This is a genomic window from Bacteroides sp. 224, assembly GCF_010500995.1.
In the GTDB taxonomy this organism is placed as follows: Bacteria; Bacteroidota; Bacteroidia; order Bacteroidales; family Bacteroidaceae; genus Bacteroides.
Genome location: NZ_QVMK01000008.1, coordinates 1 through 25206 on the forward strand (window position 1 = coordinate 1; position 25206 = coordinate 25206).

General features: G+C 38.4%; 24 protein-coding genes. 13 read left to right on the forward strand and 11 right to left on the reverse strand.

The features are described 5' to 3' along the window. Positions 1 to 113: 113 nt before the first annotated feature. From tnpB to D0T60_RS05785, 4 genes are all read right to left on the reverse strand, one after another. The gene (gene tnpB / locus D0T60_RS05770; RefSeq protein WP_163217208.1) at positions 114 to 635 is read right to left on the reverse strand and encodes an IS66 family insertion sequence element accessory protein TnpB; all 522 of its coding nucleotides are present in this window, start codon (positions 633 to 635) and stop codon (positions 114 to 116) included. A 496-nt stretch (positions 636 to 1131) separates the two neighbouring features. Beyond that, positions 1132 to 1743, reverse strand: a complete 612-nt coding sequence (gene nadD / locus D0T60_RS05775; protein WP_163217209.1) for a nicotinate (nicotinamide) nucleotide adenylyltransferase — start codon at positions 1741 to 1743, stop codon at positions 1132 to 1134. Between the two features lie 14 nt (positions 1744 to 1757). After that, on the reverse strand, positions 1758 to 2324 hold the full coding sequence (gene gmk, locus D0T60_RS05780) for a guanylate kinase (protein WP_163217210.1): 567 nt from the start codon (positions 2322 to 2324) through the stop codon (positions 1758 to 1760). Between the two features lie 2 nt (positions 2325 to 2326). Beyond that, a complete protein-coding gene (locus tag D0T60_RS05785) occupies positions 2327 to 3205 on the reverse strand; it encodes a YicC/YloC family endoribonuclease (protein WP_163217211.1) in 879 nt (292 codons plus the stop codon). 89 nt (positions 3206 to 3294) lie between these two features. Between D0T60_RS05785 and tsaB the strand changes: the two genes are divergently transcribed. From tsaB to rseP, 7 genes are all read left to right on the forward strand, one after another. Next, complete coding sequence (gene tsaB, locus D0T60_RS05790) at positions 3295 to 3984, forward strand: tRNA (adenosine(37)-N6)-threonylcarbamoyltransferase complex dimerization subunit type 1 TsaB (protein ID WP_163217212.1); 690 nt, start codon at positions 3295 to 3297, stop codon at positions 3982 to 3984. Positions 3985 to 3995: 11 nt separating this feature from the next. After that, positions 3996 to 4604, forward strand: coding sequence for a DUF4290 domain-containing protein (locus D0T60_RS05795; protein WP_163217213.1), 609 nt, complete (start codon positions 3996 to 3998; stop codon positions 4602 to 4604). Between the two features lie 50 nt (positions 4605 to 4654). Further along, complete coding sequence (murA, locus tag D0T60_RS05800; RefSeq protein ID WP_163217214.1) at positions 4655 to 5959, forward strand: UDP-N-acetylglucosamine 1-carboxyvinyltransferase; 1305 nt, start codon at positions 4655 to 4657, stop codon at positions 5957 to 5959. Then, the gene (gene rimM / locus D0T60_RS05805; protein ID WP_163217215.1) at positions 5956 to 6495 is read left to right on the forward strand and encodes a ribosome maturation factor RimM; all 540 of its coding nucleotides are present in this window, start codon (positions 5956 to 5958) and stop codon (positions 6493 to 6495) included. Before murA ends, rimM begins: the two co-directional genes overlap by 4 nt. Before the next feature lie 77 nt (positions 6496 to 6572). Then, the gene (locus D0T60_RS05810) at positions 6573 to 7433 is read left to right on the forward strand and encodes a M23 family metallopeptidase (RefSeq protein WP_163217216.1); all 861 of its coding nucleotides are present in this window, start codon (positions 6573 to 6575) and stop codon (positions 7431 to 7433) included. A gap of 8 nt (positions 7434 to 7441) precedes the next feature. Continuing rightward, positions 7442 to 8605, forward strand: coding sequence for a 1-deoxy-D-xylulose-5-phosphate reductoisomerase (locus tag D0T60_RS05815; RefSeq protein WP_163217217.1), 1164 nt, complete (start codon positions 7442 to 7444; stop codon positions 8603 to 8605). 20 nt (positions 8606 to 8625) lie between these two features. Then, positions 8626 to 9963, forward strand: a complete 1338-nt coding sequence (rseP, locus tag D0T60_RS05820) for an RIP metalloprotease RseP (protein WP_163217218.1) — start codon at positions 8626 to 8628, stop codon at positions 9961 to 9963. Between the two features lie 79 nt (positions 9964 to 10042). Here the strand turns inward: rseP and D0T60_RS05825 are convergent, their stop codons facing one another. Beyond that, positions 10043 to 11218, reverse strand: coding sequence for a C1 family peptidase (locus tag D0T60_RS05825; protein WP_163217272.1), 1176 nt, complete (start codon positions 11216 to 11218; stop codon positions 10043 to 10045). 266 nt (positions 11219 to 11484) lie between these two features. Between D0T60_RS05825 and D0T60_RS05830 the strand changes: the two genes are divergently transcribed. Continuing rightward, a complete protein-coding gene (locus tag D0T60_RS05830) occupies positions 11485 to 12330 on the forward strand; it encodes a patatin family protein (RefSeq protein ID WP_163217219.1) in 846 nt (281 codons plus the stop codon). A 443-nt stretch (positions 12331 to 12773) separates the two neighbouring features. Here the strand turns inward: D0T60_RS05830 and D0T60_RS05835 are convergent, their stop codons facing one another. After that, on the reverse strand, positions 12774 to 14873 hold the full coding sequence (locus D0T60_RS05835) for a M3 family metallopeptidase (RefSeq protein WP_163217220.1): 2100 nt from the start codon (positions 14871 to 14873) through the stop codon (positions 12774 to 12776). Between the two features lie 247 nt (positions 14874 to 15120). Here D0T60_RS05835 and D0T60_RS05840 point away from each other — a divergent pair, with 247 nt between their 5' ends. Further along, positions 15121 to 15357: a winged helix-turn-helix domain-containing protein gene (locus D0T60_RS05840; RefSeq protein WP_163217221.1), complete on the forward strand. Its 237-nt coding sequence runs from the start codon at positions 15121 to 15123 to the stop codon at positions 15355 to 15357. A gap of 171 nt (positions 15358 to 15528) precedes the next feature. Beyond that, the gene (locus D0T60_RS05845; protein ID WP_163217222.1) at positions 15529 to 15870 is read left to right on the forward strand and encodes a YegP family protein; all 342 of its coding nucleotides are present in this window, start codon (positions 15529 to 15531) and stop codon (positions 15868 to 15870) included. 4 nt (positions 15871 to 15874) lie between these two features. On the opposite strand, the gene D0T60_RS05850 is transcribed toward D0T60_RS05845, so the two are convergent. Together D0T60_RS05850 and D0T60_RS05855 are read right to left on the reverse strand one after the other, a co-directional pair. Next, positions 15875 to 17035, reverse strand: a complete 1161-nt coding sequence (locus D0T60_RS05850; protein ID WP_163217223.1) for an energy transducer TonB — start codon at positions 17033 to 17035, stop codon at positions 15875 to 15877. After that, complete coding sequence (locus D0T60_RS05855) at positions 17032 to 17601, reverse strand: RNA polymerase sigma factor (RefSeq protein ID WP_163217224.1); 570 nt, start codon at positions 17599 to 17601, stop codon at positions 17032 to 17034. Before D0T60_RS05855 ends, D0T60_RS05850 begins: the two co-directional genes overlap by 4 nt. A 114-nt stretch (positions 17602 to 17715) precedes the next feature. On the opposite strand from D0T60_RS05855, the gene D0T60_RS05860 reads away from it, so the two are divergent. Beyond that, positions 17716 to 19602, forward strand: a complete 1887-nt coding sequence (locus tag D0T60_RS05860; protein WP_163217225.1) for a VWA domain-containing protein — start codon at positions 17716 to 17718, stop codon at positions 19600 to 19602. Between the two features lie 160 nt (positions 19603 to 19762). Next, complete coding sequence (locus D0T60_RS05865; RefSeq protein ID WP_163217226.1) at positions 19763 to 19972, forward strand: winged helix-turn-helix domain-containing protein; 210 nt, start codon at positions 19763 to 19765, stop codon at positions 19970 to 19972. 231 nt (positions 19973 to 20203) lie between these two features. On the opposite strand, the gene D0T60_RS05870 is transcribed toward D0T60_RS05865, so the two are convergent. From D0T60_RS05870 to D0T60_RS05880, 3 genes are all read right to left on the reverse strand, one after another. Beyond that, the gene (locus D0T60_RS05870; RefSeq protein WP_163217227.1) at positions 20204 to 20962 is read right to left on the reverse strand and encodes a LytTR family DNA-binding domain-containing protein; all 759 of its coding nucleotides are present in this window, start codon (positions 20960 to 20962) and stop codon (positions 20204 to 20206) included. Between the two features lie 187 nt (positions 20963 to 21149). Then, entirely contained in the window at positions 21150 to 21608 is a 459-nt protein-coding gene (locus D0T60_RS05875) for a transposase (protein ID WP_163217228.1), read from the reverse strand. Between the two features lie 438 nt (positions 21609 to 22046). Continuing rightward, complete coding sequence (locus tag D0T60_RS05880; RefSeq protein WP_163217229.1) at positions 22047 to 23852, reverse strand: histidine kinase; 1806 nt, start codon at positions 23850 to 23852, stop codon at positions 22047 to 22049. A 158-nt stretch (positions 23853 to 24010) separates the two neighbouring features. Between D0T60_RS05880 and D0T60_RS05885 the strand changes: the two genes are divergently transcribed. Then, positions 24011 to 25189: a VWA domain-containing protein gene (locus D0T60_RS05885; RefSeq protein ID WP_163217230.1), complete on the forward strand. Its 1179-nt coding sequence runs from the start codon at positions 24011 to 24013 to the stop codon at positions 25187 to 25189. Positions 25190 to 25206: the final 17 nt, after the last annotated feature.

The following is a 25206-nucleotide window of genomic DNA, read 5'->3' on the forward strand; positions in this document are numbered from 1 at the left end:
TCTTCCAAAGTGAGGGTAACAGTAAGTTCTTTCATGAAGAAAAAGGGTTATTTGTTTATACCGTAAAGGTACAAATAAATAACCAAATAGACGAATAAACACAACTAATAATCCTATCTTTTAGGCATCTTTTTGTTTGCTTTATTTCTCTTATGAATCGCCAATAGCTCATTCAGGCGAGTCCAAGATATGGATAAGCAAGAACAGCAAAGTTCTGATCTTTCAAGTTGATACAACCCTGAACTTAAAGCACGGTGTTCAATAATATACTCATTTTCGCGTTGATAGAGAATTTTAAGTTGACGACGAGAACGGTCAACAAAGATATGACAGCTCTCGGGTTCCGGGTAAGAACCACTCTTGGCTATAATCTCTCCACAAAGACCAGGAATGTCACGATTGAAGTTAGAACAACAAGGGTAAAGATAGTACTTCCAAAAGGGAGTGCTACGAAAAAGACCACTACCTAAAGGTACTAAAAGATCAGAAACTGCATGCAAACCTAAACTGGAAGCGGATAATTTGTAACGACGAGAACCATCAAAGATAAACAGAACTGAATCAAAACGATGAGACTCACTTAGCAGAGCTTTTAACTTACTACTTTCATCAGGGAAAACTAAAACATCACACATAAAGCATTTGATTTATATAATTCAAGCAACAAAAGTACAGATACTAAGAAAACAGATGGAGACGTACTACGCCGAATGGTTACGGATGTATCTCACTTGTACACCCGGGTGTGCAATCTTCTGCTATATTGGCAAAAATAAGCAAAAAAATAGATAAATCAAAGAAGAGGAATAGAGCGAAAAACCAAAAAACGTGTAATAATATCGAAAAAGGTGGGACTTTGGTGGGACTTGGTGGGACTTTTTTCGGGAAGATCCACTCTTTCAAGTGATTATAAATCAGTGTGTTGTGTTTGTGGTGGTACTTATGGGACTTTTTTTAAGGAAAAACTCTCTGGAGATAGAATTGGTGGGAATTCTTTTTTCTTACTAAATTTCCTCTATAAATAGAATGAACACAGAGTCACAAAGACACAGAAAAGAATATAAACTCTGTGTCTTTGTGACTCTGTGTTCATTAATTGTTTTTTATTCAACTCGTTTATAAATCATTCTTTTATCTTTTTGGGTAATGCTTAATAATAAGTTTGTAAACCTCCGGATGCAGAAAATACCGAATGTCTTTTCCTGTTTTTAATGACTCTCGAATAAAAGTAGAACTGATATCAAATAAAGGAGCATTCACTATGCTGGCGTTTTCCGGCAAATCTTTATCCTCTACAGTAAATTCCGGACGAGGGTAAATAATGATTTTGTTTTCGGTGATGATGCGCTGATAGTCTTTCCAGTGTTGAAAATTAGCCCAATTGTCTGAACCTATAATGAGTTCAAAAGAACGATTGGGGTATGTTTCTTTTAATTTGTCTAAGGTATTGATTGTGTAAGAAGGACGGGGGAGGCTAAACTCAAAATCAGATGCTTTAAAGTTTGGATACTCTTTTATGGCAGCCTCCACAAGTTGCAAACGAAAATCATCCGGCCATAGTTCTTCCCTTTTTTTTAGTGGGTTTTGGGGAGAAATCAGAAACCATAGCTCATCCAAACCTCCAAACTCGCAAAGATAATTTGCCAATGCTAAGTGCCCTATGTGGATAGGGCTGAAAGAGCCTCCGAATATACCGGTTCTGATGAGTTGAGAGTTGAGAGTTGAGAGTTGAGAGGTATCCATGCGGCGGGTTTTGTTTAAACTGCGATGAAGTTTTCAACTATATGTAGAGTTTCGGCACAAGCTTTTTTAAGATCATCATTAATAACCACTTTATCAAACTGATTGGCGAAGCTCAATTCAAATGTAGCTTTGGATAAACGCTTTTCAATAACCTCAGGGCTGTCTGTGCCTCTTCCGATAAGGCGCTTGCGTAATTCTTCTGTAGAAGGCGGCTGAATAAAAATAGCTAAGGCGCGATTTCCGTAATATCTTTTGATGTTTAACCCGCCTACTACATCTACATCAAAAATCACATTCTTTCCGGCTTCCAATAAGTCTTCGATATGGCTTTTAAGTGTGCCGTAGAAACAATTCTCGTACACCTCTTCGTGTTCAAGAAATTCATCTCTTTTAATCCTTTCACGAAATTCTTCCGGAGTCAGAAAGAAATATTCCACACCATGTTGTTCGTCTCCTCTGGGAAGTCTGCTTGTAGCCGAAACGGAAAAGGCCAGGTTTAAGTTTTGTAGCATCAAATAATTGATGATAGTCGATTTACCTGACCCTGAAGGAGCAGAGAATATAATGAGTTTACCCTTCATGTTTATAAAACGTTCAATATCTGCTCTTTAATTTGTTCTAATTCATCCTTCATCTGAACTACAATCTTCTGCATTCCGGCATGGTTGGATTTGCTGCCTAAGGTGTTGATCTCTCTACCCATTTCTTGTGCGATAAAGCCCAACTTCTTACCTTGCCCACTATCACTCTCCATCGTATTAATGAAATATTTTAGGTGATTGGTCAAGCGTTGTTTTTCTTCATTAATATCTAACTTCTCAATATAATAAATCAGTTCTTGTTCCAATCGATTTTTATCATAATCAACGCAGATTGTCTTTTCGAGTGCTTCGGTAATGCGTTCGCGTATTTTTTCAACACGTTCTTTCTCGTAAGGTTCAACGGAATCGAGCAACGACTGAATGCGACTGATGTTTTCACGAAATTTCTGTTCCAACGCCATTCCTTCTTGCTTACGGAAGTCTACCAGTTGACTGATGGCTTCTTTCACAACAGCATGGGCATCGTTCCATTCTTCTTCACTAAGATCTTGTACTTCTGGTTTGCTCATAACTTCGGGCATGCGAAGCAAGGTGGTGAACCAGTCGGTAGGCAAAGCAATATCCAGAGATTGCGATGCATCTACAATTTGGTTATAATAACTTTTTAGCAATCCTTTGTTGATGGTAACGGCCGCCTCTGCCGAATCTTTTTTCTCTACCCACATACAGAAATCTACTTTACCACGTTCTAAAGATTTGGATACTTCATTACGAATATCAATTTCTTTTTCCCGATAGATGGGTGCTATGCGAGTATTAAGATCTAACGCCTTACTGTTTAATGATTTTATTTCGATATTTATTTTCTTATCGGCAAGTTCGGTTGTAGCCTTACCATAACCGGTCATTGATTGTATCATATTATCACAAGTTTTGTGCAAAAGTACGTAAAAGAATTAAGAATTGTTCCGGATTTTGATTAGTTTTGCAGAATAATAAGAAGAAAACTATGTCATGTATCCTGCATATTGAAACTTCTACCTCTGTTTGTTCGGTAGCGGTAAGCGAAGATGGTCATACTATTTTTACAAAAGAAGATTTTGAAGGTCCCTCTCATGCCACCTTGCTGGGGGTATTTGTAGATGAGGCTTTGTCTTTTGTTGATAGTCATGCCATTCCGTTAGATGCTGTAGCAGTAAGTTGTGGCCCCGGTTCTTATACCGGTTTACGTATTGGAGTTTCTATGGCAAAAGGAATTTGTTACGGACGCAATATTCCGCTTATCGGATTGCCTACGCTCGAAGTGATGAGCGTTCCGGTTTTGCTTTATCAGGATTTACCGGAAAATGCATTGATATGCCCCATGATAGATGCCCGCCGGATGGAGGTTTATGCGGCAATCTATGATAGAGCATTGAATACGGTTCGTAAAACATCCGCCGATATTGTAGACGAAAATTCTTATTTGGAATATCTGAATGAAAGACCTGTCTATTTCTTTGGGAACGGAGCCGATAAATGTAAAGAGAAGATAACGCATCCGAATGCTTTTTTTATTGACCATATTCATCCTTTGGCAAAAATGATGTTTCCTTTGGCAGAGAAAGCAATGGCAGATAGCAAGTTTGAAGATGTGGCTTACTTTGAACCTTTTTACCTGAAAGAATTTGTAGCTACTGTAGCAAAAAAACAATTGTAATAATATATAATATGCATTATAATACGCAACAAAAGAGATTGCCGTTGCCCGAATACGGGAGAAGTATACAAAACATGGTTGATTTCGCTTTAACTATCGAAGACCGTGCGGAGCGTCAGCGATGTGCGAATACCATTATCAATATTATGGGGAATATGTTTCCTCATTTAAGAGATGTACCCGATTTTAAGCATAAACTATGGGATCATCTGGCTATTATGTCCGACTTTAAGTTGGATATAACCTATCCTTATGAGATTGTTCAGAAAGATAATCTAAACTCGAAACCGGAAAAGATACCATATCCAAGTACCAAGATTCGCTATCGTCATTACGGGCGTACATTAGAGGTGCTGATAAAGAAAGCATGCGAATATCCCGAAGGCGATGAAAAGAATAATCTGGTAGCTTTAATCGGTAATCACATGAAAAAAGATTTCATGGCATGGAATAAAGATACTGTAGATGATAATAAGATAAACGATGATTTAATGGAATATTCGGGAGGTAAACTTCAACTGAATGAAACCATTCTAAGGCTGATGGATGCCCGTTTGGCGGCTATAAGACCCCAGCGACCCAATAATAATCATAGATATAATAATCAGAAAAGAAGGTGATTAATTAGTTGAGAGCAACTCTCAACTCTCAACTCTCAACTCAAAATACTATGGCATCATTTATCATAGAAGGCGGACATAAACTAAGTGGAGAAATATATCCGCAAGGCGCAAAGAATGAAGTTTTACAGATCATTTGTGCTGTGTTACTAACCAAGGAGGAAGTAATAGTTAACAATGTTCCGGATATCCTTGATGTAAATAATCTGATACAATTGATGCGGGATATGGGAGTAACTGTCTCAAAGAAAGACTCCTACACTTATTCTTTCAAAGCAGAACATGTTGATTTGGCATATCTGGAAAGTGATGAGTTCCTGAAAAAATGTTCCAGTCTTCGAGGTTCGGTAATGCTATTGGGGCCAATGGTTGCCCGTTTTGGAAAAGCCATGATCTCAAAACCCGGAGGAGATAAAATAGGACGTCGCCGACTGGATACCCACTTTGTTGGTATTCAGAACTTAGGAGCGGACTTTCGTTATAACAAAGATCGTGAAGTATTCGAAATAACCGCCGATGAACTACACGGAACCTATATGCTCTTGGATGAAGCTTCCGTAACCGGCACTGCCAATATTGTGATGGCTGCTGTATTAGCCAAAGGCATTACCACCATTTACAATGCTGCTTGCGAACCTTATTTGCAGCAACTTTGCAAAATGCTGAATCGGATGGGAGCCAAAATTAGTGGCATTGCTTCGAACTTATTGACCATTGAAGGAGTAGAAGAACTTTTCGGAACCGAACATACTGTATTGCCCGATATGATAGAAGTGGGTAGCTTTATAGGTATGGCTGCCATGACGGAAAGTGAACTGACCATTAAGAACGTTTCATACGAGAATCTGGGTGTTATTCCGGAGAGTTTTCGGCGTTTAGGAATTAAACTGGAACAGCGTGGAGATGATATCTTTGTGCCGGCTCAGGATTGTTACGAAATAGAATCGTTTATGGATGGCTCCATTATGACAATTGCCGATGCTCCCTGGCCGGGACTTACCCCCGACCTTCTGAGTGTTATTCTGGTAGTAGCTACTCAGGCTAAAGGAAGTGTGCTGATTCATCAGAAGATGTTCGAGAGTCGTTTATTCTTCGTAGATAAATTAATTGATATGGGGGCTCAAATCATATTGTGCGATCCTCACCGTGCTGTAGTAAACGGACATTGTCGGCGTTTTACATTACGAGGCGGCAATATGACTTCTCCGGATATTCGTGCAGGTATTGCCCTGCTTATCGCTGCCATGAGTGCCGAAGGGGTGAGTCGTATCCATAATATTGAGCAAATAGATCGCGGATATCAAAACATAGAACAGCGATTAAATGCAATCGGGGCAAAAATAACACGTATATGATAAAAAAGGAAGAAGTCTATAAAATTGGACTATTCAATAAACCTCACGGTATTCATGGAGAACTTTCATTCACGTTTACCGATGATATATTCGACAGAGTAGATGCTGATTATGTAATCTGTCTGCTCGACGGAATTCTTGTTCCTTTTTTCATAGAGGAATATCGTTTCCGGTCAGATTCTACTGCGTTGATGAAGCTGGAGGGGGTAGAAACGGCTGAACGTGCTCGTATGTTTACGAATATCGAAGTCTATTTTCCTGTCAAATATGCGCAAGATTCAGCCTCGGATGAATTAACATGGAATTTCTTTGTGGGATTTGTGGCAACAACAAAAGATCAGGAACTTCTTGGGGAGATTGTGGATGTAGATGAAACTACCCAGAACGTGTTATTTGTTATAGATCATCATGGAGATGAACTTTTGGTACCTGCCCAAGAAGAGTTTATTGTTGAAATGGATCAGGTTAACCGAAAAATCATATTAGATTTGCCGGAAGGGTTGCTGACATTAGATGAGTCATCGGAAATCTTCTAAATACGTTAAAATGAATGAAGAAACAATAGGCAACTAAAGCTATTTTCTTACATTTGCACCTTATCATATAATAAAGCATGCGGCGACGACTGTTTAATAAAGCATTTTGGCATAATTTCAAGTTTAAGTACAAGATATCCATACTCAACGAGAATACACTCGAGGAGGTTGCGGGGTTACGTGTATCAAAACTGAATGGCTTATCTGTATTACTTACTGCTGTTATCCTTATCTTTTTTATTGCAGCTTCTATCCTTATATTTACTCCCTTGCGTAACTATTTACCGGGATATATGAATAGCAAGTTGCGTGCTCAGGTGGTGGATAATGCCTTAAAGGCAGATTCGCTTAAATTGTTGGTAGACAGGCAGAACCTGTACATTATGAATGTTCAGGATGTTTTCAGGGGAATTGTACGTCCCGATTCTACCGGAACGATGGAAGAGCTTACCACCATTCGTGAAGACGAGTTGATGGAGCGTACGGAAAGAGAAGAAGCTTTCCGTCGGCAATATGAGGAAGCAGAAAAATATAACCTGACAACAATAAACTTGCAGGCAGAAGCGGCAGGCTTGCTTTTTTATACGCCTACTCAGGGAGTTATTTCTTCTCAATATGATGTAGATAGTAAACACTTTGGAATAGATATTGCTGCAAGTCCTAATGAAAGTGTTCTGTCAATTTTAGACGGAGTGGTAATTATTAGCGCATATACGGCAGAAACCGGCTATGTAATAGGCATTCAGCACAGTCAGGAATTTGTTTCATTTTATAAACACTGCGGTGCGTTACTGAAACAACAAGGTGAACAAGTGAAAGCAGGCGAAGTAATTGCCTTGGTTGGAAATACAGGTACATTAACTACCGGATCGCATTTGCATTTTGAATTGTGGCATAAAGAAAAAGCTATTAATCCGGAGAGTTTTATTGTTTTCTAAAAGAAGTTATGAGTGAAATACTAAAGAAAAAACAAATAGCCATATTAGGTTCTACGGGTTCAATCGGTTCGCAGGCATTACAGGTTATTGCGGAGCATTCCGACTTGTATGAAGTCTATGCTCTTACAGCAAACAACCGGGTAGACTTACTGATCGAACAAGCTAAAATGTTCCTTCCGGAAGTAGTTATCATAGCGAATGATGGAAAATATGAGTATCTTAAAGAGACTTTAGCTGATTTACCAATCAAGGTATATGCGGGTGCAGAAGCCATAGCTCAAATTGTTGAGTCTCAACCGATTGATATTGTATTAACTGCCATGGTAGGATATGCAGGTTTGAAGCCCACAATTAATGCCATAAAGGCAGGCAAAACCATCGCATTGGCAAATAAAGAAACACTTGTAGTGGCCGGTGATTTGATAAATAAACTGGTGATGCAGCATCAAGCTTCTATCATTCCGGTTGATTCGGAGCATTCTGCTATCTTTCAATGTTTGACAGGGGAAGGAAATAATGAGATTGAAAAACTGATATTGACGGCATCAGGTGGTCCCTTCCGTACATATACATTGGATGAGCTACAATATGTTACCAAAATACAAGCGCTGAAACATCCAAATTGGGAGATGGGTGCTAAGATAACCATCGACTCTGCTACCATGATGAATAAAGGATTCGAAGTCATTGAAGCGAAGTGGTTGTTTGGAGTCAAGCCGGAACAAATAGAAGTTTTGGTTCATCCGCAATCCATCGTTCATTCGATGGTACAATTTGCCGATGGATCTATTAAAGCCCAGTTAGGATTGCCCGATATGAAATTACCTATTCAGTATGCTTTTTCGTATCCGGACAGACTGCCTTCTTCTTTTGAAAGATTAGATTTTACTAAATATTCAAACCTTACCTTTGAGAAACCCGATACGGAACGTTTTCGCAACCTCGCACTTATGTACGAGGCTATGAATAAGGCAGGCAATATGCCATGTATTGTAAATGCAGCCAACGAAATAGTAGTATCTGCTTTCTTGGAAGATAAGATTTCGTTTTTACAAATGAGTGATGTGATAGAAAATGCAATGAATCGTACTTCATTTATAGCACAACCTACGTATGAGGATTATGTGGCTACAGATATGGAAGCGAGACGTATTGCAATGGAATTGCTATAACCTAAATAATAAGTAATTGAATGGAGACATTTTTGATTCGTGCTCTACAGCTCATTATGAGCTTGTCGTTGTTAGTGATTATTCACGAAGGAGGGCACTTTCTTTTCGCCCGCTTGTTTAAGATACGGGTAGAGAAGTTTTGTTTGTTTTTTGATCCTTGGTTCACACTTTTCAAATTTAAACCAAAGAAAAGTGATACAGAATATGCAATCGGATGGTTACCCTTAGGTGGATATGTGAAGATTTCCGGAATGATTGACGAATCGTTGGATAAAGAACAGATGAAGCAGCCGGAACAACCTTGGGAGTTTCGTACCAAACCGGCTTGGCAGCGTTTGTTGGTGATGGTAGGAGGAGTGTTGTTTAACTTCCTGCTGGCGTTGTTTATTTATTCCATGATTCTTTTTGCTTGGGGAGATTCATACATCTCGGTGAAAGATACCCAGTGGGGAATGGATTATAATGAAACAGCCAAGAAAGTAGGATTTAAGGATGGAGACGTTCTAATTTCTGCCGATGGAAAAGAATTCACACGTCTGGATCTTCGGGCAGTGGTTGATGCTCGACAAGTGACTGTGCTTCGTGGAGGAAAAGAAGTATCTGTTTATATTCCCGAGGATATGATGCAGCAACTGATGGTTGATTCTATACGTTTCGCCTCTTATCGTTTTCCGTTTGTGGTGGATAGTGTAATACCTAACTCTCCGGCATTAGCTGCCGGCATACAGCCGGGCGATAGCATTGCAGCATTGAATGGACAATCGGTGGTTTACTCGGATTTTATGGCTAATATGGGTCTTTTAAAGAAAAACATGGAAGCTAATCCGGATAGTATACCACAAATAGCTGTTACATACTTCCGCTCAGGCATAGAGAACACAGTGACTATGGCTCCGGATTCATTGTTTAAAGTGGGTATTGCTCCTGTGGTAAATATGGCAAAATTGCTTCCGACGGTAACAAAATCATTTGGTTTCTTCGAATCCTTCCCTGCCGGTATTGCACTTGGGGTTAATACGCTGAAAGGATATGTAGGAGATATGAAATATCTTTTCTCGAAAGAAGGAGCTAAACAGATTGGTGGATTTGGTACAATTGGTAGCATTTTCCCGGCAACGTGGGATTGGCATCAATTCTGGTACATGACGGCTTTCCTTTCTATTATTCTGGCTTTCATGAATATTCTGCCTATTCCGGCGTTAGATGGAGGACATGTCTTATTCTTATTATACGAGATTGTTGCCCGTCGCAAACCCAGCGATAAGTTTATGGAATATTCGCAGGTAGCAGGTATGTTGCTGTTATTTGGCTTACTTATCTGGGCAAACTTCAATGATGTGCTGAGGTTTTTCTTCTAAAGCATGTTTTTAATAGCATATAAAAAAGCTCGACTGGCATAGTGCTGGTCGAGCTTTTTATATATAATAGAATAGAGGTTTATTTCAATCCTAATTTCTTAGCAATATCTTTAGGAAGTGCATCCTTATGCAATACAATATTCATAGTTTTGTATTTTACGAATGCCTTAGAAGCATACCACATACCGTTGTATTTACCGCTTTTTCCCCAAGAATTCTTTACCATATAATATTCTTTGCCATTTTGGTCTTTAGCAATACCATAAATAAGCATACCGTGGTCATCGGTTGTTTCCCAGTTGTCATAAGCAATCTGACGCATTTCCTGAGTTACTTCTTTTTCAGGACCTGGTTTAGAAGTAGCTTCTTTTTGTTTGTCGGCAGGAGCCATGCCTGTCCAACGAGCCATATCAGAGCCGGTGAGGTCGGTGCGTTCCATATCAGGAAGAACAGCAATTCCGTTGCGGGTAAATCCGATTTCGCTTACGTCGCTACCCCATGCAATGGTGTAACCTTTGTTTACGGCGTTATCCATAACAGCCATGAATTCATCAATCGGAAGATTCCATGAATTGCCATTGCGCCAGTTGTCCTGGATTTCAAGAGCGAATTCTGTGTAGAAAGGATGATGAGTATAAGAAGTAACTGAGATATAATCATCAGCATTCAAACCTAAAGATTCGGCAAATGATTTCGGAGTATATTCTTTCCCTTTATAAGAGAAATTTTCGGGGCAAGCTCCTAAGTAAGTGTTATAAACATTAACAAGACCTTGCTTCCAAACCGGGGTCAGTTTTTTGAGCGTTCCTTTAGCAATAGCATTAACATAACCTTCTGCCACGGCATCCAGTTCTGCATGAATGTGCATAGAGTCTCCATACATAATTCCCGGCATAGCCTCTTGAGGAACTAAACCATAATGCTTCATACAATAAATAACATCGTAAAAGCTACCACCCGGTGAGAAAGAGTTGTCGCCATGCAAGCGAACGTATCTTTCGGCACGATCCACCATAGTGTGGTGTACAATAAACATCTCTGCTAAATCGTGTTCTCCTTTTCCTTTACGAAGTAGTTCGGATTCTAAAAGTCCTAATCCGGAGAAACTCCAACAAGTACTGGAGCGATTTTGGTTTTTCACAGAGGTGATAGGGTTTTCTTTCACGGTAGTAAAAACAAAGCCTTCTTTGGCTTCTTGTGCCGCAACACTCATAGTAAACGCTGTGAGGGCAACGATAAGTGTGAATTTCTTAATCATAAAATGAATATCTAATTAATATATATGCAAAGGTATGTTTTTTTATTTGTTTTTAAATAAAGGAATTCAATATATTCAATAATATCATTTTGTGTGCTGAAAAAAAGAGTATATCTCAATGCTTACAACTTATGAATTATATTTTCGGTAGTCGTAGAGAAAAACTATCTTTGGGGAGAAAACTCCTTATTTTTTGGGACGACCTGATTCACGGAGTAATTTATCTTCTTTATTAATTATTAAAGAGAAAAATAAAACATTTAATGAAACATATAATTAGTGATAAAACAGCATTAATATTAGAAGGTGGCGGAATGCGCGGTGTTTTTACCTGTGGCGTATTAGATTATTTTATGGATCATAACATTCGTTTTCCTTATACTGTAGGAGTGTCAGCAGGGGCATGCAATGGTCTTTCTTATATGTCAAAGCAAAGAGGCAGGGCTAAATACAGCAATATTGATCTGCTTGAGAAATATAACTATATAGGATTCAAATACTTATTTAAAAAGGGTAATATAATGGACTTTGATTTATTGTTCCATGAATTTCCCGAGCATATCCTTCCTTATGATTATGAAGCTTATTTATCCTGTCCGGAGCGTTATGAAATGGTAACAACTAACTGCCTTACAGGAGAAGCCAATTACTTCGAAGAAAAGAAAGATAGAAAACGTATTATTGATATTGTAAAAGCTTCCAGTAGTTTACCATTTGTTTGTCCGGTTACGCATGTCGACGGAATCCCCATGTTAGATGGTGGGTTGGTAGATTCTATTCCTTTGCAACGAGCCATGGATTTGGGATATACCAATAATAATATTGTAGTGTTAACTCGCAACCGAGGTTATCGAAAAGAAAGTAAAGATATTAAAGTACCATCTTTTTTATATCGTAAATATCCTAAGGTGCGTGAAGTATTTGGTCAGCGGGGAGCATTATACAACGCTCAACTTGATATGGTAGAACGCATGGAAGATGAAGGCTTAATTAAAGTAATTCGCCCCTTAAAGCCAATAAGCGTAGACCGAATGGAAAAAGATACCAAGAAACTAACCGCGCTTTACGAAGAAGGCTATGAATGCGCAGCAAATAAGCTGAAAGCTTAGAAACCATTTACAGTAAAGGCTATTCAATCACTGAATAGCCTTTACATTATTCTTTTACGTTTGATTTTTTAGGGGTCAATAATGAGGTAAAAGAATTAGGTTAAAAAGCATACAATAGGAATAGTATAAACACGATTAAATGTATTCCAACAAGTATACTATTGTTCACAAATTTAGATTTCACGTTAACTGTGTTCGAATGTGTGTTACGCTTCTTCATACTTGTGTTCTGTTTAGTTCTTTGCAAAGATAAACTTTTTTAAAGAAATTTAAGTAAAGAATTCCGTTAAAGATCTAAGCTTTTTGATCTTTATTTCGGATTTAATATGTGCAAATATTGTAGTAACGTTTGTTTTAATTGTATTTTCTGTGTTTTATTCCTTAAAAAAGAGAATCCCTGCCCGAATAAACGAACAGGGATTATTTTAGAGCTTTTTTAGAGTTTATTTTAGTCCTCTATTCTCAAGTAGGGCTTCGGTTCCGGGTTTAGAACCGCGGAAGTTGATGTACATATCCATAGCATTATCAATACCTCCCGGAGTAAGTATGTAATTACGGAAACGTGCTGCCACTTCTTGGTTATAGATGTCGCCTGTTTCAACAAAAGCCTGATAAGCATCACAATCTAACACTTCGGCCCAGATGTAGCTGTAATATCCGGCTGTATATCCGCCTCCCATAGTATGATTGAAATAGGTAGAGCGATATCTGGCAGGTATTTGTTTTAATAGTCCGCGTTCAGCCAATGTTCCAAACTCGAAATCTGCTACATTGAAATTATTAGGTATTTGTTTCAACACATGATAATCCATGTCGAGGTAGGCAGCAGCCAGATATTCGGTAGTAGCGAAACCTTGTCCGTATTTGCCGCTTTTATCCAGTTTCTCGATAAGTTCTTCAGGAATCAATTCGCCGGTTTCGTAATGTTTGGCATATACTTTCAGTACTTCCGGTTCCAAGGTCCAATGTTCCATGATTTGCGAAGGCAATTCAACGAAATCGCGTGGAACGCCGGCTATACCATAATAATGTACATCTTTGAACAGATTGTGTAATCCATGTCCAAACTCGTGAAATAAGGTGCTGGCTTCGTCGGCACTCAATAAGGCAGGTTTGCCCGGTGTTGGTTCGCTAAAGTTACATACGATAGTTACAACAGGTGCTAAACGCTTTCCGTCTTTATAAGTTTGTGCACGGTATGCACCGCACCAAGCGCCACTTCTTTTTCCCTTGCGGGGGAAGTAATCCATATAAAGAATACCTAAGTGTGTACCGTCTTTATCTTTACATTCAAAAGCTTCTGCATCGGGATGGGGCAATGGCAAATTGCTTACCGAAGAGAATGTGATACCATATAATTTTCCGGCTACATAAAAGGCACCATCTCTTACGTTTTCGAGTTTTAAATAAGGGCGGATTTCATTTTCGTCGAGATTGAATTTAGCCTTTTTGGCTTTTTCGAAGTAGTAGCGCCAGTCCCAGCCTTCGGCAGTGAAGTTTTTACCTTCTTTTTTGATTTCGGCTTGAATGTCGGTCAGTTCTTCTTTGGCTTTCTTTAATGAAGGAGTCCACAATTCGTTTAATAATTCATAAACGCTTTCGGGAGTTTGCGCCATTCTATCTTCAAGAACAAAGGAAGCATAGTCTTCATAACCCATTAATTGAGCTTTCTCCAAACGTTTTTCTACAAGCTTTCTAACAATCTCTTTATTGTCGTTTTCATTGTTATTATTACCACGATTAATGTATGCCTCAAAAAGTTCTTTCCGAAGTTCGCGATTATCGGCATTTTGTAAGAAAGGAAGTGCACTGGGGTTGGCCAATGTAAATACCCATTTTCCTTCCAATCCGGCAGCTTTGGCAGCTTGTGCGGCGGTAGCTATTTGTGTTTCGGATAAACCGGCCAGATCCGATTCTTTTTCTATAATTAACTTATAGTTGTCGGCATCACGACGCATGTTTTGGGCAAAGCTGATTTGCAAAAGTGATATCTCGCTGTTTAGTTTACGTAAAAGTTCTTGTTTGTCTTCCGGTAGGTTGGCTCCTCCGCGTACAAAGCTTTTATAGGTTTCTTCCAAAAGTTTGGCATCTTCCTTATTAAGATTCAGTTGATCTTTCTTTTCGTACACCGATTTAATGCGTGTAAAAAGTACAGGATTTAAACGAATGTCGTCACTGTGCTTAGAAAATTGTGGCGACATTTCTTGATTTAAAGCATCCATTTCATCATTGGAGTTTGCACCACTTAGTCCATAAAATACCATTTGGGCTTTACGGAGTAATTTTCCGCTTTGATCCATAGCTGCAATGGTGTTTTCGAATGTAGGCTCTTCGGGGTTGTTGCAAATAGCTTCAATTTCCGCAGCTTCTTCTTCCATACCTTTTATAAAGGCAGGTTTATAGTGTTCCTGTTTGATTTCATTGAAAGGAGGAACCTCAAAAGGAGTAGAATACTCGGTGAAGAAAGGATTCATTTCATTTTGTTTTTCTGTACAGGCTGCAACTAATACGGTAAGTGCGGCAGCCATCATGATTTTTTTCATTGGAGATCATTTAGAAATTTAATAATAAAAATGTAAAGTGCAAATATACAGAAAAGGGAGGATAAAACCATGTTTCTCTTTCAAAATGAAACTTAATTGCCTATTTGTTAGATGGAGAAGGATAGGACATTCTTGAGGTGAAATAGGACATTGAAATTAAAAAAATGTTATATATCTTCGTGAGTATAGTAATAATAAAGTAGAACAGGGTTGATTATTCTTTTTCTACTTAAAAAACGGTAAGAAGATGATAGGTGAATTGCTAAAAAAAGAAATTAGCCGGGATGCAAGAGTCATTTGGAGTCTACTTGAAGAGAACAGGCGAATGACAGTAGAAGCTATCCGTGTAGATACACGATATGCTGAAGGTTCTATACTACTTTCATTGGGTTGGCTGGCAAGGGAGAACAAAGTGACCTTTTTTGAATTGAATGGGTCTTTAGCAGTTGAAGCGAATCTTCCTGATTCAAGTCTGTATTGTTAATGTAAAGGTTGATTGGAATCAGGCTAAAGATCTACATCCTGCTGCCTATTTGCATTCTTTATCTGTAAGTTTGGCAGCAGGGTGTTTTTATCTTTTAACAAGAAAGTGGACATGAACAAATATGCTTATTGGTCTGTTTTATACGTATTCAATAATAAAAACAGAATCAATATGGCTAAGTTTGAAATTACAAAAAGGAAGAATGGGGAGTTTCAGTTCAATTTAAAAGCTTCTAACGGCGAGATTATACTGACAAGCGAAGGATATAAAGCAAAAGTTAGTTGCAAAAATGGTATAGAATCCGTGAAAGTGAACAGTCAGAATGCCGAACATTTTGATAAGAAAGTGTCCTCAAACGGAAAATTCTACTTTAATCTAATAGCTTCCAATGGTCAGGTAGTAGGTACCAGTGAAATGTACGAAAGCGAATCGGGAAGAAATAACGGTATAGCTTCTGTCATGAGAAATGCTCCTGATGCGATATTGTTTGATTTATCCAATGAGGAAAAGTAAAGCGTTAGAATTTAACTTTAACTTCTACATTACCGTTTTCTACAGTCCACTTAGGGCCTTCTTTCACTAAGCGAATAGCTTCTTGATCGGCCGATGGACAAAGAGTTTTAATAACCATTATATTTTGGGGATTTCCCAAACTGTCGATATGGAAGGAGAGGGTTACTTCTCCTTTCGTTTTTTTACATTCGTCGGTAGGACGGATGAGGTTCTTTTTAAGATATTTGCGATAGGCTTTCCAACCATCTACTGGTGCAGGTTGAGCGGTATCTTTGGTGTCTTTTAGTTCTTTTTGAGAAATAATTGAAACAGATTCTGTAAGATCTACTTTATCTCTTGGTATGATTCCGGTGGAAACAACAACTTCACATAGCCTGTTTCCTTCATCTTCCTTCATCGCAATTAACATTGGCTTGCTTGTATCTGCTTTCAAGCTAACAGGTTCTAAACCAATGTAATTGAATTTAAGCATACTTCCATTGTTTGCTTTCAATTCAAAGTTTCCGTCTATATCGCTGACTGTGCCTGAACCGGGTTTACCATCTATAGAAACATTTACCCCAATGAGTGGCTCGCCCGACTGTGATAAAACTTTTCCTTTAATTAAGGAAGAGGTGTTGTAAGCTCCCGTGAAATTTTTCTTTGAACGAGTAAGTGCTTGGCTGTCTACTTTAATGGTAATATTATCTGCAAACACACTTTCTTCGGCTACTGTAATTTCTTGAACTTGTATGTCGCTACCGGGCACACTTACTTTAGCAAGAGCTTTGGGTGCTTTTTTTGCTTTTGGGGTAGTTTCTGCTATTGCAGGCACGGGTATGGGGTCGGGTTTTGTTGAATCTTCCTGGTGTATAACGGGAGAGGAGACAGTATACAAATCCGTATCGGGCGACAGATGTGTTTCGTTAACAAGAAAGTATGTGCCTAACCCAATCACAACTAATATACTTGCAGCAACACTCCATGCTCTGAGCGTTTGCTGTTTTTGCTTTGTTTTAGATTGAATTCTCTTTTGAAGAAGCTCGGCATTGCTTTGGTGGCTGCCCTTCACTTTATCGTAACCCTCCAGCGCATCGGCAAGGAAGGGGTCTCTCATGGCATCTTTTTCGATGCGGTGAGCCTCTTTTCCCTTACGAGAACCTGTTATGTAACGCCAAAGTTTCATTTCGAATGTTTATCTATACAAAGTTTTAAATTACGCTTCCCGTTTTGAATATAGCTTTTTACAGCTTTTAAAGAGAAGCCTGTTTTATCCACAATATCTGCATAAGACATTTCTTTCATAAAAAAATGAATGATGCTGACGCGCTGTTGCTCGGGAAGCTTTTCCAAACATCTTCGAAGAGCAACCGTTTTTTCCTGATCGTTCTCCTCTTCACATAATAGATGCAAAACTTCGTCGGATTCCATAATTTCGGTATTGAAATCTACTATTATTTCTTTATTCTCTTTTCGGAGAATCTGTAAGCAATGGTTTTTGACTACACTGTAAAGCCATGTTCTGAATACATCAATCTCGTAACCTGCTATTTTAAGATGAAGGTTCTCAAAAAGTTGCATAACAGCGTCTTGTGCTTTATCCTCGTCGCGCAGATACTTTAAGCAAACCCCATAAATCAGTGGAATATATCGATTGTACAATTCTCCAAAGTATTCGGCGTGTCCGGACTTTCTGTGCAGTTGCAGCAGTTCTTCATCCGTATGTGTTGATATGTTTTTGAGGCGAAGCAAAAAGTTTTTTTGCAAAAATAGAAAAAAAATGATGGAGGTTTATGGAATCGGTTATGAAATTGCATCTATAGGGTAAAGATCATAAATTCATGTTTTAAATTTAAATATAATAGTATGAGAACAAACAGTAAAAAAGCAATGATGCTTTTCTTATTTTCGGTAGTGATTTCATTATGTAGTGTATATGCACAAACCATGAAAGTACAGGGTATAGTAACGGATGCTAACAATGGATCGCCTTTAGTGGGATGTAATGTTACTATAGAAGGTAAATCCGGTTCAGGCACAGTTTGCGATATAGATGGAAAGTACACCATTATGGCTGCTAAAGGGGAAATACTTCGTTTCTCGTATATAGGATATAAGCAGCAGAAAATTGAAGTAAAATCAGGTGTTTTGAATGTAGCTATGTATCCTGATGAGGCGTTGGCGCTTGAGGAGGTGATTGTTGAGGCAGGAATCATATCAAGAGATAAAGCCGGTTTTACGGGAACTGTTTCGGCTCTTTCTCAAAGAGAAGTGAAAGCAGCGAGAAAAGTTGATCTCGTGCAGGCATTGGGGCATATTGATCCAAGTTTTACTACGAACGAAGAATACAACACCTTTAAAGAAAATCGTTTCCGAACAGCTCTCGACGAACCTTTATCTACTTTCTCCATTGATGTAGATGTAGCATCTTACAGCAATATGCGCAGATACATCAATCAAGGGCAAATGCCTCAGGCAGATGCCATACGTGTTGAAGAATTAATCAACTACTTCTCTTACGACTACGAAAAACCAACAGGTAAAGACCCGGTGAAAATCTCGGCAGAAGTAGGAAACTGTCCTTGGAATGAAAAGCATCGCTTAGTGCGTATCGGCTTAAAAGCCCGTGAGGTGGCGGATGATAATTTACCTGCTTCTAATTTAGTATTTTTGATTGATGTGTCGGGCTCTATGTATGGTCCTACTCGTTTGGAGCTTGTAAAATCTTCCTTAAAGTTATTGATTAATAATCTGAGAGAAAAAGATCGGGTAGCTATTGTTGTGTATTCAGGGTCGGCAGGTGAAGTTTTACCTTCTACCTCGGGAAGCGATAAGCAAAAGATTCGGGAAGCATTGGATAAATTAACAGCAGGAGGTTCTACAGCTGGTGGGGCAGGTATTCAGTTAGCCTATAAAATTGCGAAAAAGAACTTTATTGAAAAAGGGAATAATCGTATTATCCTTTGTTCCGATGGTGATTTTAATGTAGGAGTTTCTTCTAAAGAGGGTTTGGAAAGCCTTATTGAACAGGAAAGAAAATCAGGTGTATTTTTAACGGTGTTAGGATACGGAATGGGTAACTACAAAGATAATCGTATGCAGGTACTTGCCGAAAAAGGAAACGGAAACCATGCCTATATCGATAATATGCAGGAAGCTAATAAGGTATTAGTGAGTGAGTTTGGCGGAACAATTCACACAGTAGCCAAAGACGTAAAATTGCAAATAGAATTTAATCCTGCTTTTACCCAAGCTTACAGACTGGTGGGCTATGAAAGTCGTCTGTTAAATAAAGAAGATTTTAATGATGATACCAAAGACGCAGGCGAAATGGGAGCAGGTCATGCGGTAACCGCCTTCTACGAAGTAGTTCCTGTAGGTGTAGAAAGTAATTTTGTAGGTAGTGTAGACGATTTAAAGTATCAAAAAACAACTAAAAAAGCCAAAGCTACTTTCTCCGATTCCAATGAATTGTTAACCATTAAACTACGATATAAACAACCCGATGGAACTACAAGCAAGAAAATAGAACTTCCTTTAATAGATAAGGGAAAGAACAATGTATCATCCGATTTCCGCTTCGCCGCATCGGTAGCCATGTACGGACAGCTTTTAAAGAAGTCTGATTTTAAAGGCAATGTTACTTATGAAGATGTAATAGCCTTAGCCAAAACAGCTCTTAACAATGATGAGCAAGGCTATAGACGCGAATTTATACGATTGGTGGAGGCAACCAAGGGGTTGGACAAGTAAGCAAAATAAATATAATATAACATGATTTTCCTTTTGGGTTAATAATTACTCACGTGGTTTTAAGAAAACAAAAAACATAGTAGCAAATGAACTTTCTTTGGAGTCTTTTTGTTATCTTAGTTCATTATAATAATCTAAACCAATAAAAATAAAACCACGTATGGTGAACAATAAGGAAACAAGTTCCGATGCCACAGCAGTGTGGAGTGTTTTAAGTGAATCGATGGCAGGAATAGCGATTCAGGAGTTATGTAATCAGTTAAAAATGACTTTTGGAGAAGTCATGAATGCCGTCAGATGGTTAGCTAAAGACTATAATATTGGTCTACAGATGCAAAATGAACAACTTATCGTTGTTGGTGTAAAGTAACTAAATTGCATAAAAAAGGAAGAGCTGTCGAAGAAAAACGATGGCTCTTTTTTCTTTTGCCTTGTGCCATTCAATTGCCACGCCTGTGGCACAGTTGTGCCACGGGCATGGCACAGTTGTGCCACAGGCATGGCACAACTATACCGCCCAAAGATTGAAAAGTTATCTTTTGTATGTTAACGTTTTTAGTTGACTACTTTCAGTCTTATTAATAGAGTTGGTTGACTCGGTTTAGCCTTTAAAGAATTGCAATACCTCTTCTTTGTAGGTTGGAGATACCTCAATCTCTGTATTATCTTCCAGTACTACATAACCTCCGGAGTTCTTGTGGTAGGCTTTTACATAGTGAAAATTGATAATGTGCGATTTGTGTACCCGGATAAAAGGATAGGGGAGTATTTCATGGAAATGCTTCAGAAACCGGCAAACCATTTTCTTTGTTTTGTTTTTCAGATAGATGTCTGTGAAATTTCCATTGCCCTGAAGTCGGATAATCTCTTCCATCTTTACTACTTCAAAGCCTTCGAGAGTAGGTAAAATAACCTGTTGTTTTTCAGCTCTGGGTTCTTTGAAATTCTCAATAATCACTTTATTCCGATTAAAGATTTCTTGTTTGAGAATATCTTGTTGCACTTTATTGACTGCAAGAATTAACTCCTCTATGCTAACAGGCTTTAGGAGGTAATAAGCTGCACTCTGGTTCAGAGCACGCAGCGAATATTCGGAAAAGGCCGTAACGAAGATTGTTTCAAAGTAAAGGTCTTTGCACCCTTCCAATACATCGAATGCATTACCAAACGGCATTTCCACATCCAGAAATACCAATTGAGGCTGTAAATCATGTAGTAAAGGAATGGCTTCTTTGCAGTTTTGTGCCTCTCCAATAAGTTCTATTTGAGGACAATATTTGGCAAGGTAGTTTTTTAAGGCCTCGCGTGCTGCCTGTTCATCTTCAACGATGACGCTTCTTATTTTTTGTAGGGTGTTCATTTCTCTATATTATAAACAAAACTTGTAGATTAAAAATGTAAACAAAAAACTTATGAACTTAAATAGTCCACAACATCGACCCGAAGGGTCAACTTAAAACAGCCCGGGGTAAAGTGAGCGTAGCGAACGGCACCCCGGGTTACAAGATGCAACCAACCGGCGTCCCAACGGGACAGTTCAATAATCCTCAATCCTCCCAAATATATTCCTCATTATACTCTATATTATACTCTTTTAAAAATAGCAAATACTCTTCTTTAAAAGAAGTTCTTTTATGATGCTCTTCCTGCCCCTGAATGTATTTTACTGTTTTTTCATATAAAGAAGGACTTACCGAAAAAGCTCCATATCCTGTTTGCCACGAAAAGTTTATGTAGTAAGAATCTAAACTTTTAATCCATCTGCTGCTATGTCGTTTTATATCCTTTGTCAGTTGTGAAATAGATAGATTCTTAGATACATTGCAAAAAATATGAATATGATTCTCTGTACCATTAATTAATATGGGTGTAGAATCCAGTTCTTTAATGATTCGTCCAATATAGGCATAAAGTTTTGTCTTATCTTCGTTTCTGATAGGAGTGTGTGAACTATTCTTGATGTGGAATATAAGATGAGTATATTGTTTTGAAAGAGATTGTCCCATAAGATTGTGTTCTGGTAGTTGGTATTATGCAAATGTAATAGAAAAAATGTAATTATTGGGTTGTTGAGGGATTAAGCTGTCCCGTTGGGACGCGGGTTGGTGGCCTCCTATAACCCGGGGTGCCGTTCGCTACACTCACTTTACCCCGGGCTGTTTTAAGCTGACCCTTCGGGTCGATATTGTGAACTATTTGAATTTATTAGTTTTGAGTATAGTGTTATCATGTTTCATCTTAATTTAAAAAACTATCCAATATTAATCAAAAAACGATCAATAATCTCTCTCTCGTCCCAACGGGACATTTTAAAGCAGCCCGGGGTAAAGTGAGCATAGCGAACGGCACCCTGGGTTACAAGACACCATTAACCGGCGTCCCGAAGGGACAACTCAATAATCCTCTCTCCTCCCCAATATTCATCATTACAATAATATACTTTTTTAAAATAAATTTGAAATCGGAAATTCCAACGTCACCACTACACCGCTTTCCGCTCCTTCTTTTTCCTCAATTCGGAGAGAAATGTGGGTGTGATAGAGTTTATTTAACAGCTCAATACGTTCGTATGTATTGATTAATCCCCTTGAATGATGCTGCTTTTGATGTTGAGTTTTTAGTTCTTTACTCTTTTTCAGTCCAATACCATTATCCTCAATACGGATATGGAGATTATTGCCCTTTTGCTGAATATCCAACAATAAAAAACCGGCTTCCTCTTTATAACGAAGCCCGTGCCAGATTGCATTTTCCAGTTGAGGCTGAATAACCATATTTGGAATATACACAGCATCGGCATCCAAAGATTCATCGATGATAATCTGATAAGTAAATTTATCTCTGAACCGAATATGTTCCAGTTCCAGATACTCTTTCATCTGTTCTATTTCGGTGCTGAGCGAAATAAAATCCTTGTTGGAATTTTCCATGACGTTGCGCATCAATCTGGAGTAAGAAGAAAGATACTTATTGGCTTCCAGTTCGTTGCTTTGTGCTATAAACTGATTTACACTATTCAAGCTATTGAAAATGAAATGCGGATTCATTTCCCTCCTTAGAGATTGAAGCGCAATCTTTTTATTTTTATGACTGATGGTATATAAAGAACGCGCAATAAAAATGGTAAAAATCAGAATAAGAGTAATAGAGCCTAACAATACGTAATTAAAACGATTCTTTTTGCTAATTAACTCATCTTTTAAAACACGCTCTTTCTCAAGCTGCGCAATTTTGTCTTCATGCTCCTGAAAGAATTTCTGATCTATAAGCGTGCTGTCCGATTTAATCAGTGTATCTAATTTCTCTATAAAGTTGGCGTATGCAAGCAGCGCTTGAGTATTGTTTTTTGATTTCCGGTATTGAGAAACAAGTTCTTCCAACGTTTTTTTTGCTTCCATGGTTTGCCCACTATGAATGGCTAATTCGTATGCTTCCTGAAGTGCGGAGATTGCCTTCTCTGAGTTATTGACTTCCAAATAATTGGTTGAAAGATTGCGCAACTGCTTAACTTCCAGCTCCGGATTGCTTATCTTTTTGGTTTCTTCCACTAAAGCTTCATTAATGGCTATAGCCTTTTCGTACTGTTCATCTTCCAGGTAAGTCTGGGCAATATCCTGTTTAATTTTAACGGCTTCTTCCGATTGTTCCGACACATTATCCAATGCGCTCACTAAGTTATCAATGGCTCCCTCTTTATCTTTCATCTCCAATTTTACTTCTGCCATTTGTCGGTAAGCATTGGCAGCCTCTTTTTGATTATTGGAAAGATTGGAGATGTCAATATTCCTTTGAATGTAGGTAGACTGTATTTCCGGGTTCAAGCGATTCTTTAAGCGGCTTGCATCATTCAGGTTCATTTCTTCGAACTCTTTCTTTTTAGTTGTTTTTGCAGCCAGATTATAATTTTCGATAGCAAGATCGGATTTGGATTGTAGTTCTTGTACTCGCGCTATTTCCCGATAAGCATTGGCAAGTGCTTCTTTATCTTTTCCCTTTTGATAAGAAGAGATAGCTTGCGAAAGATAGTTCTCGGCTTTGGCGTATTCTTGTTTAAGGCTTAATTCATTGGCAAGAACCATATAATCGGCAGCAATCTCACCTGCCGACTTGCTTGTTTCCAAACTCTTTTTCAATTTGGAAGCAGCTTTGCTTGTACTATTCTGTCGGGAATATTGATATAAGCTGTCTTGTCCGCAGACGATGACCGACGGAAAAAGAAATGCAATGATAAGAAGCTTTTTTAATAACATATTTCTCCTGTTCTGTTCTTCCTTGCAAAGAAAATACATTTAAAACATTTAGTTCTTATGTTTCACCAATTAAAAACAGGGTTTCACCCGTTATGCTTCATTTCTCAATTTCGGATCTTCTACTTTTGGAGCATAAATTAATTAAATAACGAAGAAATATGAAACATTTTATTCTACTAACTGTCATTTCAATGACTCTGATTTTTTCAACGATGGCTTGCAATGTAAAGGCCAAAAATCATTCGGATGCAATCACCATTCAAACAGAGAAAACCGATGAGGAATTCAGTAAAGAAGCGAAGATACAATTAGCTATTCTGTTAGATACTTCAAGTAGTATGGACGGATTAATAAATCAGGCCAAGGCTCGCTTATGGAATATTGTCAATACGCTGACTACCCTGAAGTATAAAGGAAAAACACCCGAAATAGAGATTGCTCTATATGAATATGGCAACAGTGGAATTCCTCAATCGAAAAATTTTATCCGGCAAGTAACGCCTTTAACGAGCGATTTAGATTTAATCTCCGAAAAACTATTTGCTTTAACTACCAATGGAGGTTCCGAATATTGTGGCGCTGTGATATCCGAAGCAGTTCAATCATTAGAGTGGGGTAGGCGCGAAGCCGACATGAAACTGATTTATATTGCAGGAAACGAGCCGTTTACACAAGGCCCTGTCAATTACAAAAAGGCAGTTGCAAAAGCTTTGGATAATGAAGTATATGTAAATACTATTCTTTGCGGAGATTGGGGCGATAAAGCTTGGCAGGATGCAGCAGTAATAGGAAAAGGGAAGTATTTTACAATAGACCATAATGCCGCTGTCCGTCATTACGATACTCCTTATGATGATCAAATCAGTGAATGTAACAAGCAATTAAATGCTACTTATGTAGGTTATGGCCATGTTGGAACAGCTAAAAAACAAAGTCAGGCCGTTCAGGATGAGAATGCTATGCAGGTTTCTTCTTCCAATTATGCAGAACGTGCGGTAAGTAAAACCAAGAAAGCATACAATAACAGTTCTTGGGATTTGGTAGACAAGGTGAAGGAAGATAAAGAAGTGATTAATAAATTGCAGCAAACCGATCTGCCTAAGGAGTTGCAGGGAAAATCAAAAGAAGAAATTGTTGCTTTTGTTGCCGAAAAGGATAAACAAAGAAAGGCTATTCAAGAGGAAATCTCCGCATTGGCTATTAAAAGACAGGCATATATTGATGAACAAATGAAAAAGGATGCCGATAATAAAGGAGATGACTTGGGAGAGGCTATTAACTTGTCTGTCTGTGAGTTAGCTGTAAAGAAAGGCTATGTGGCAGAGAATAATAAATAAAGTTCTTTGCAGGAAGC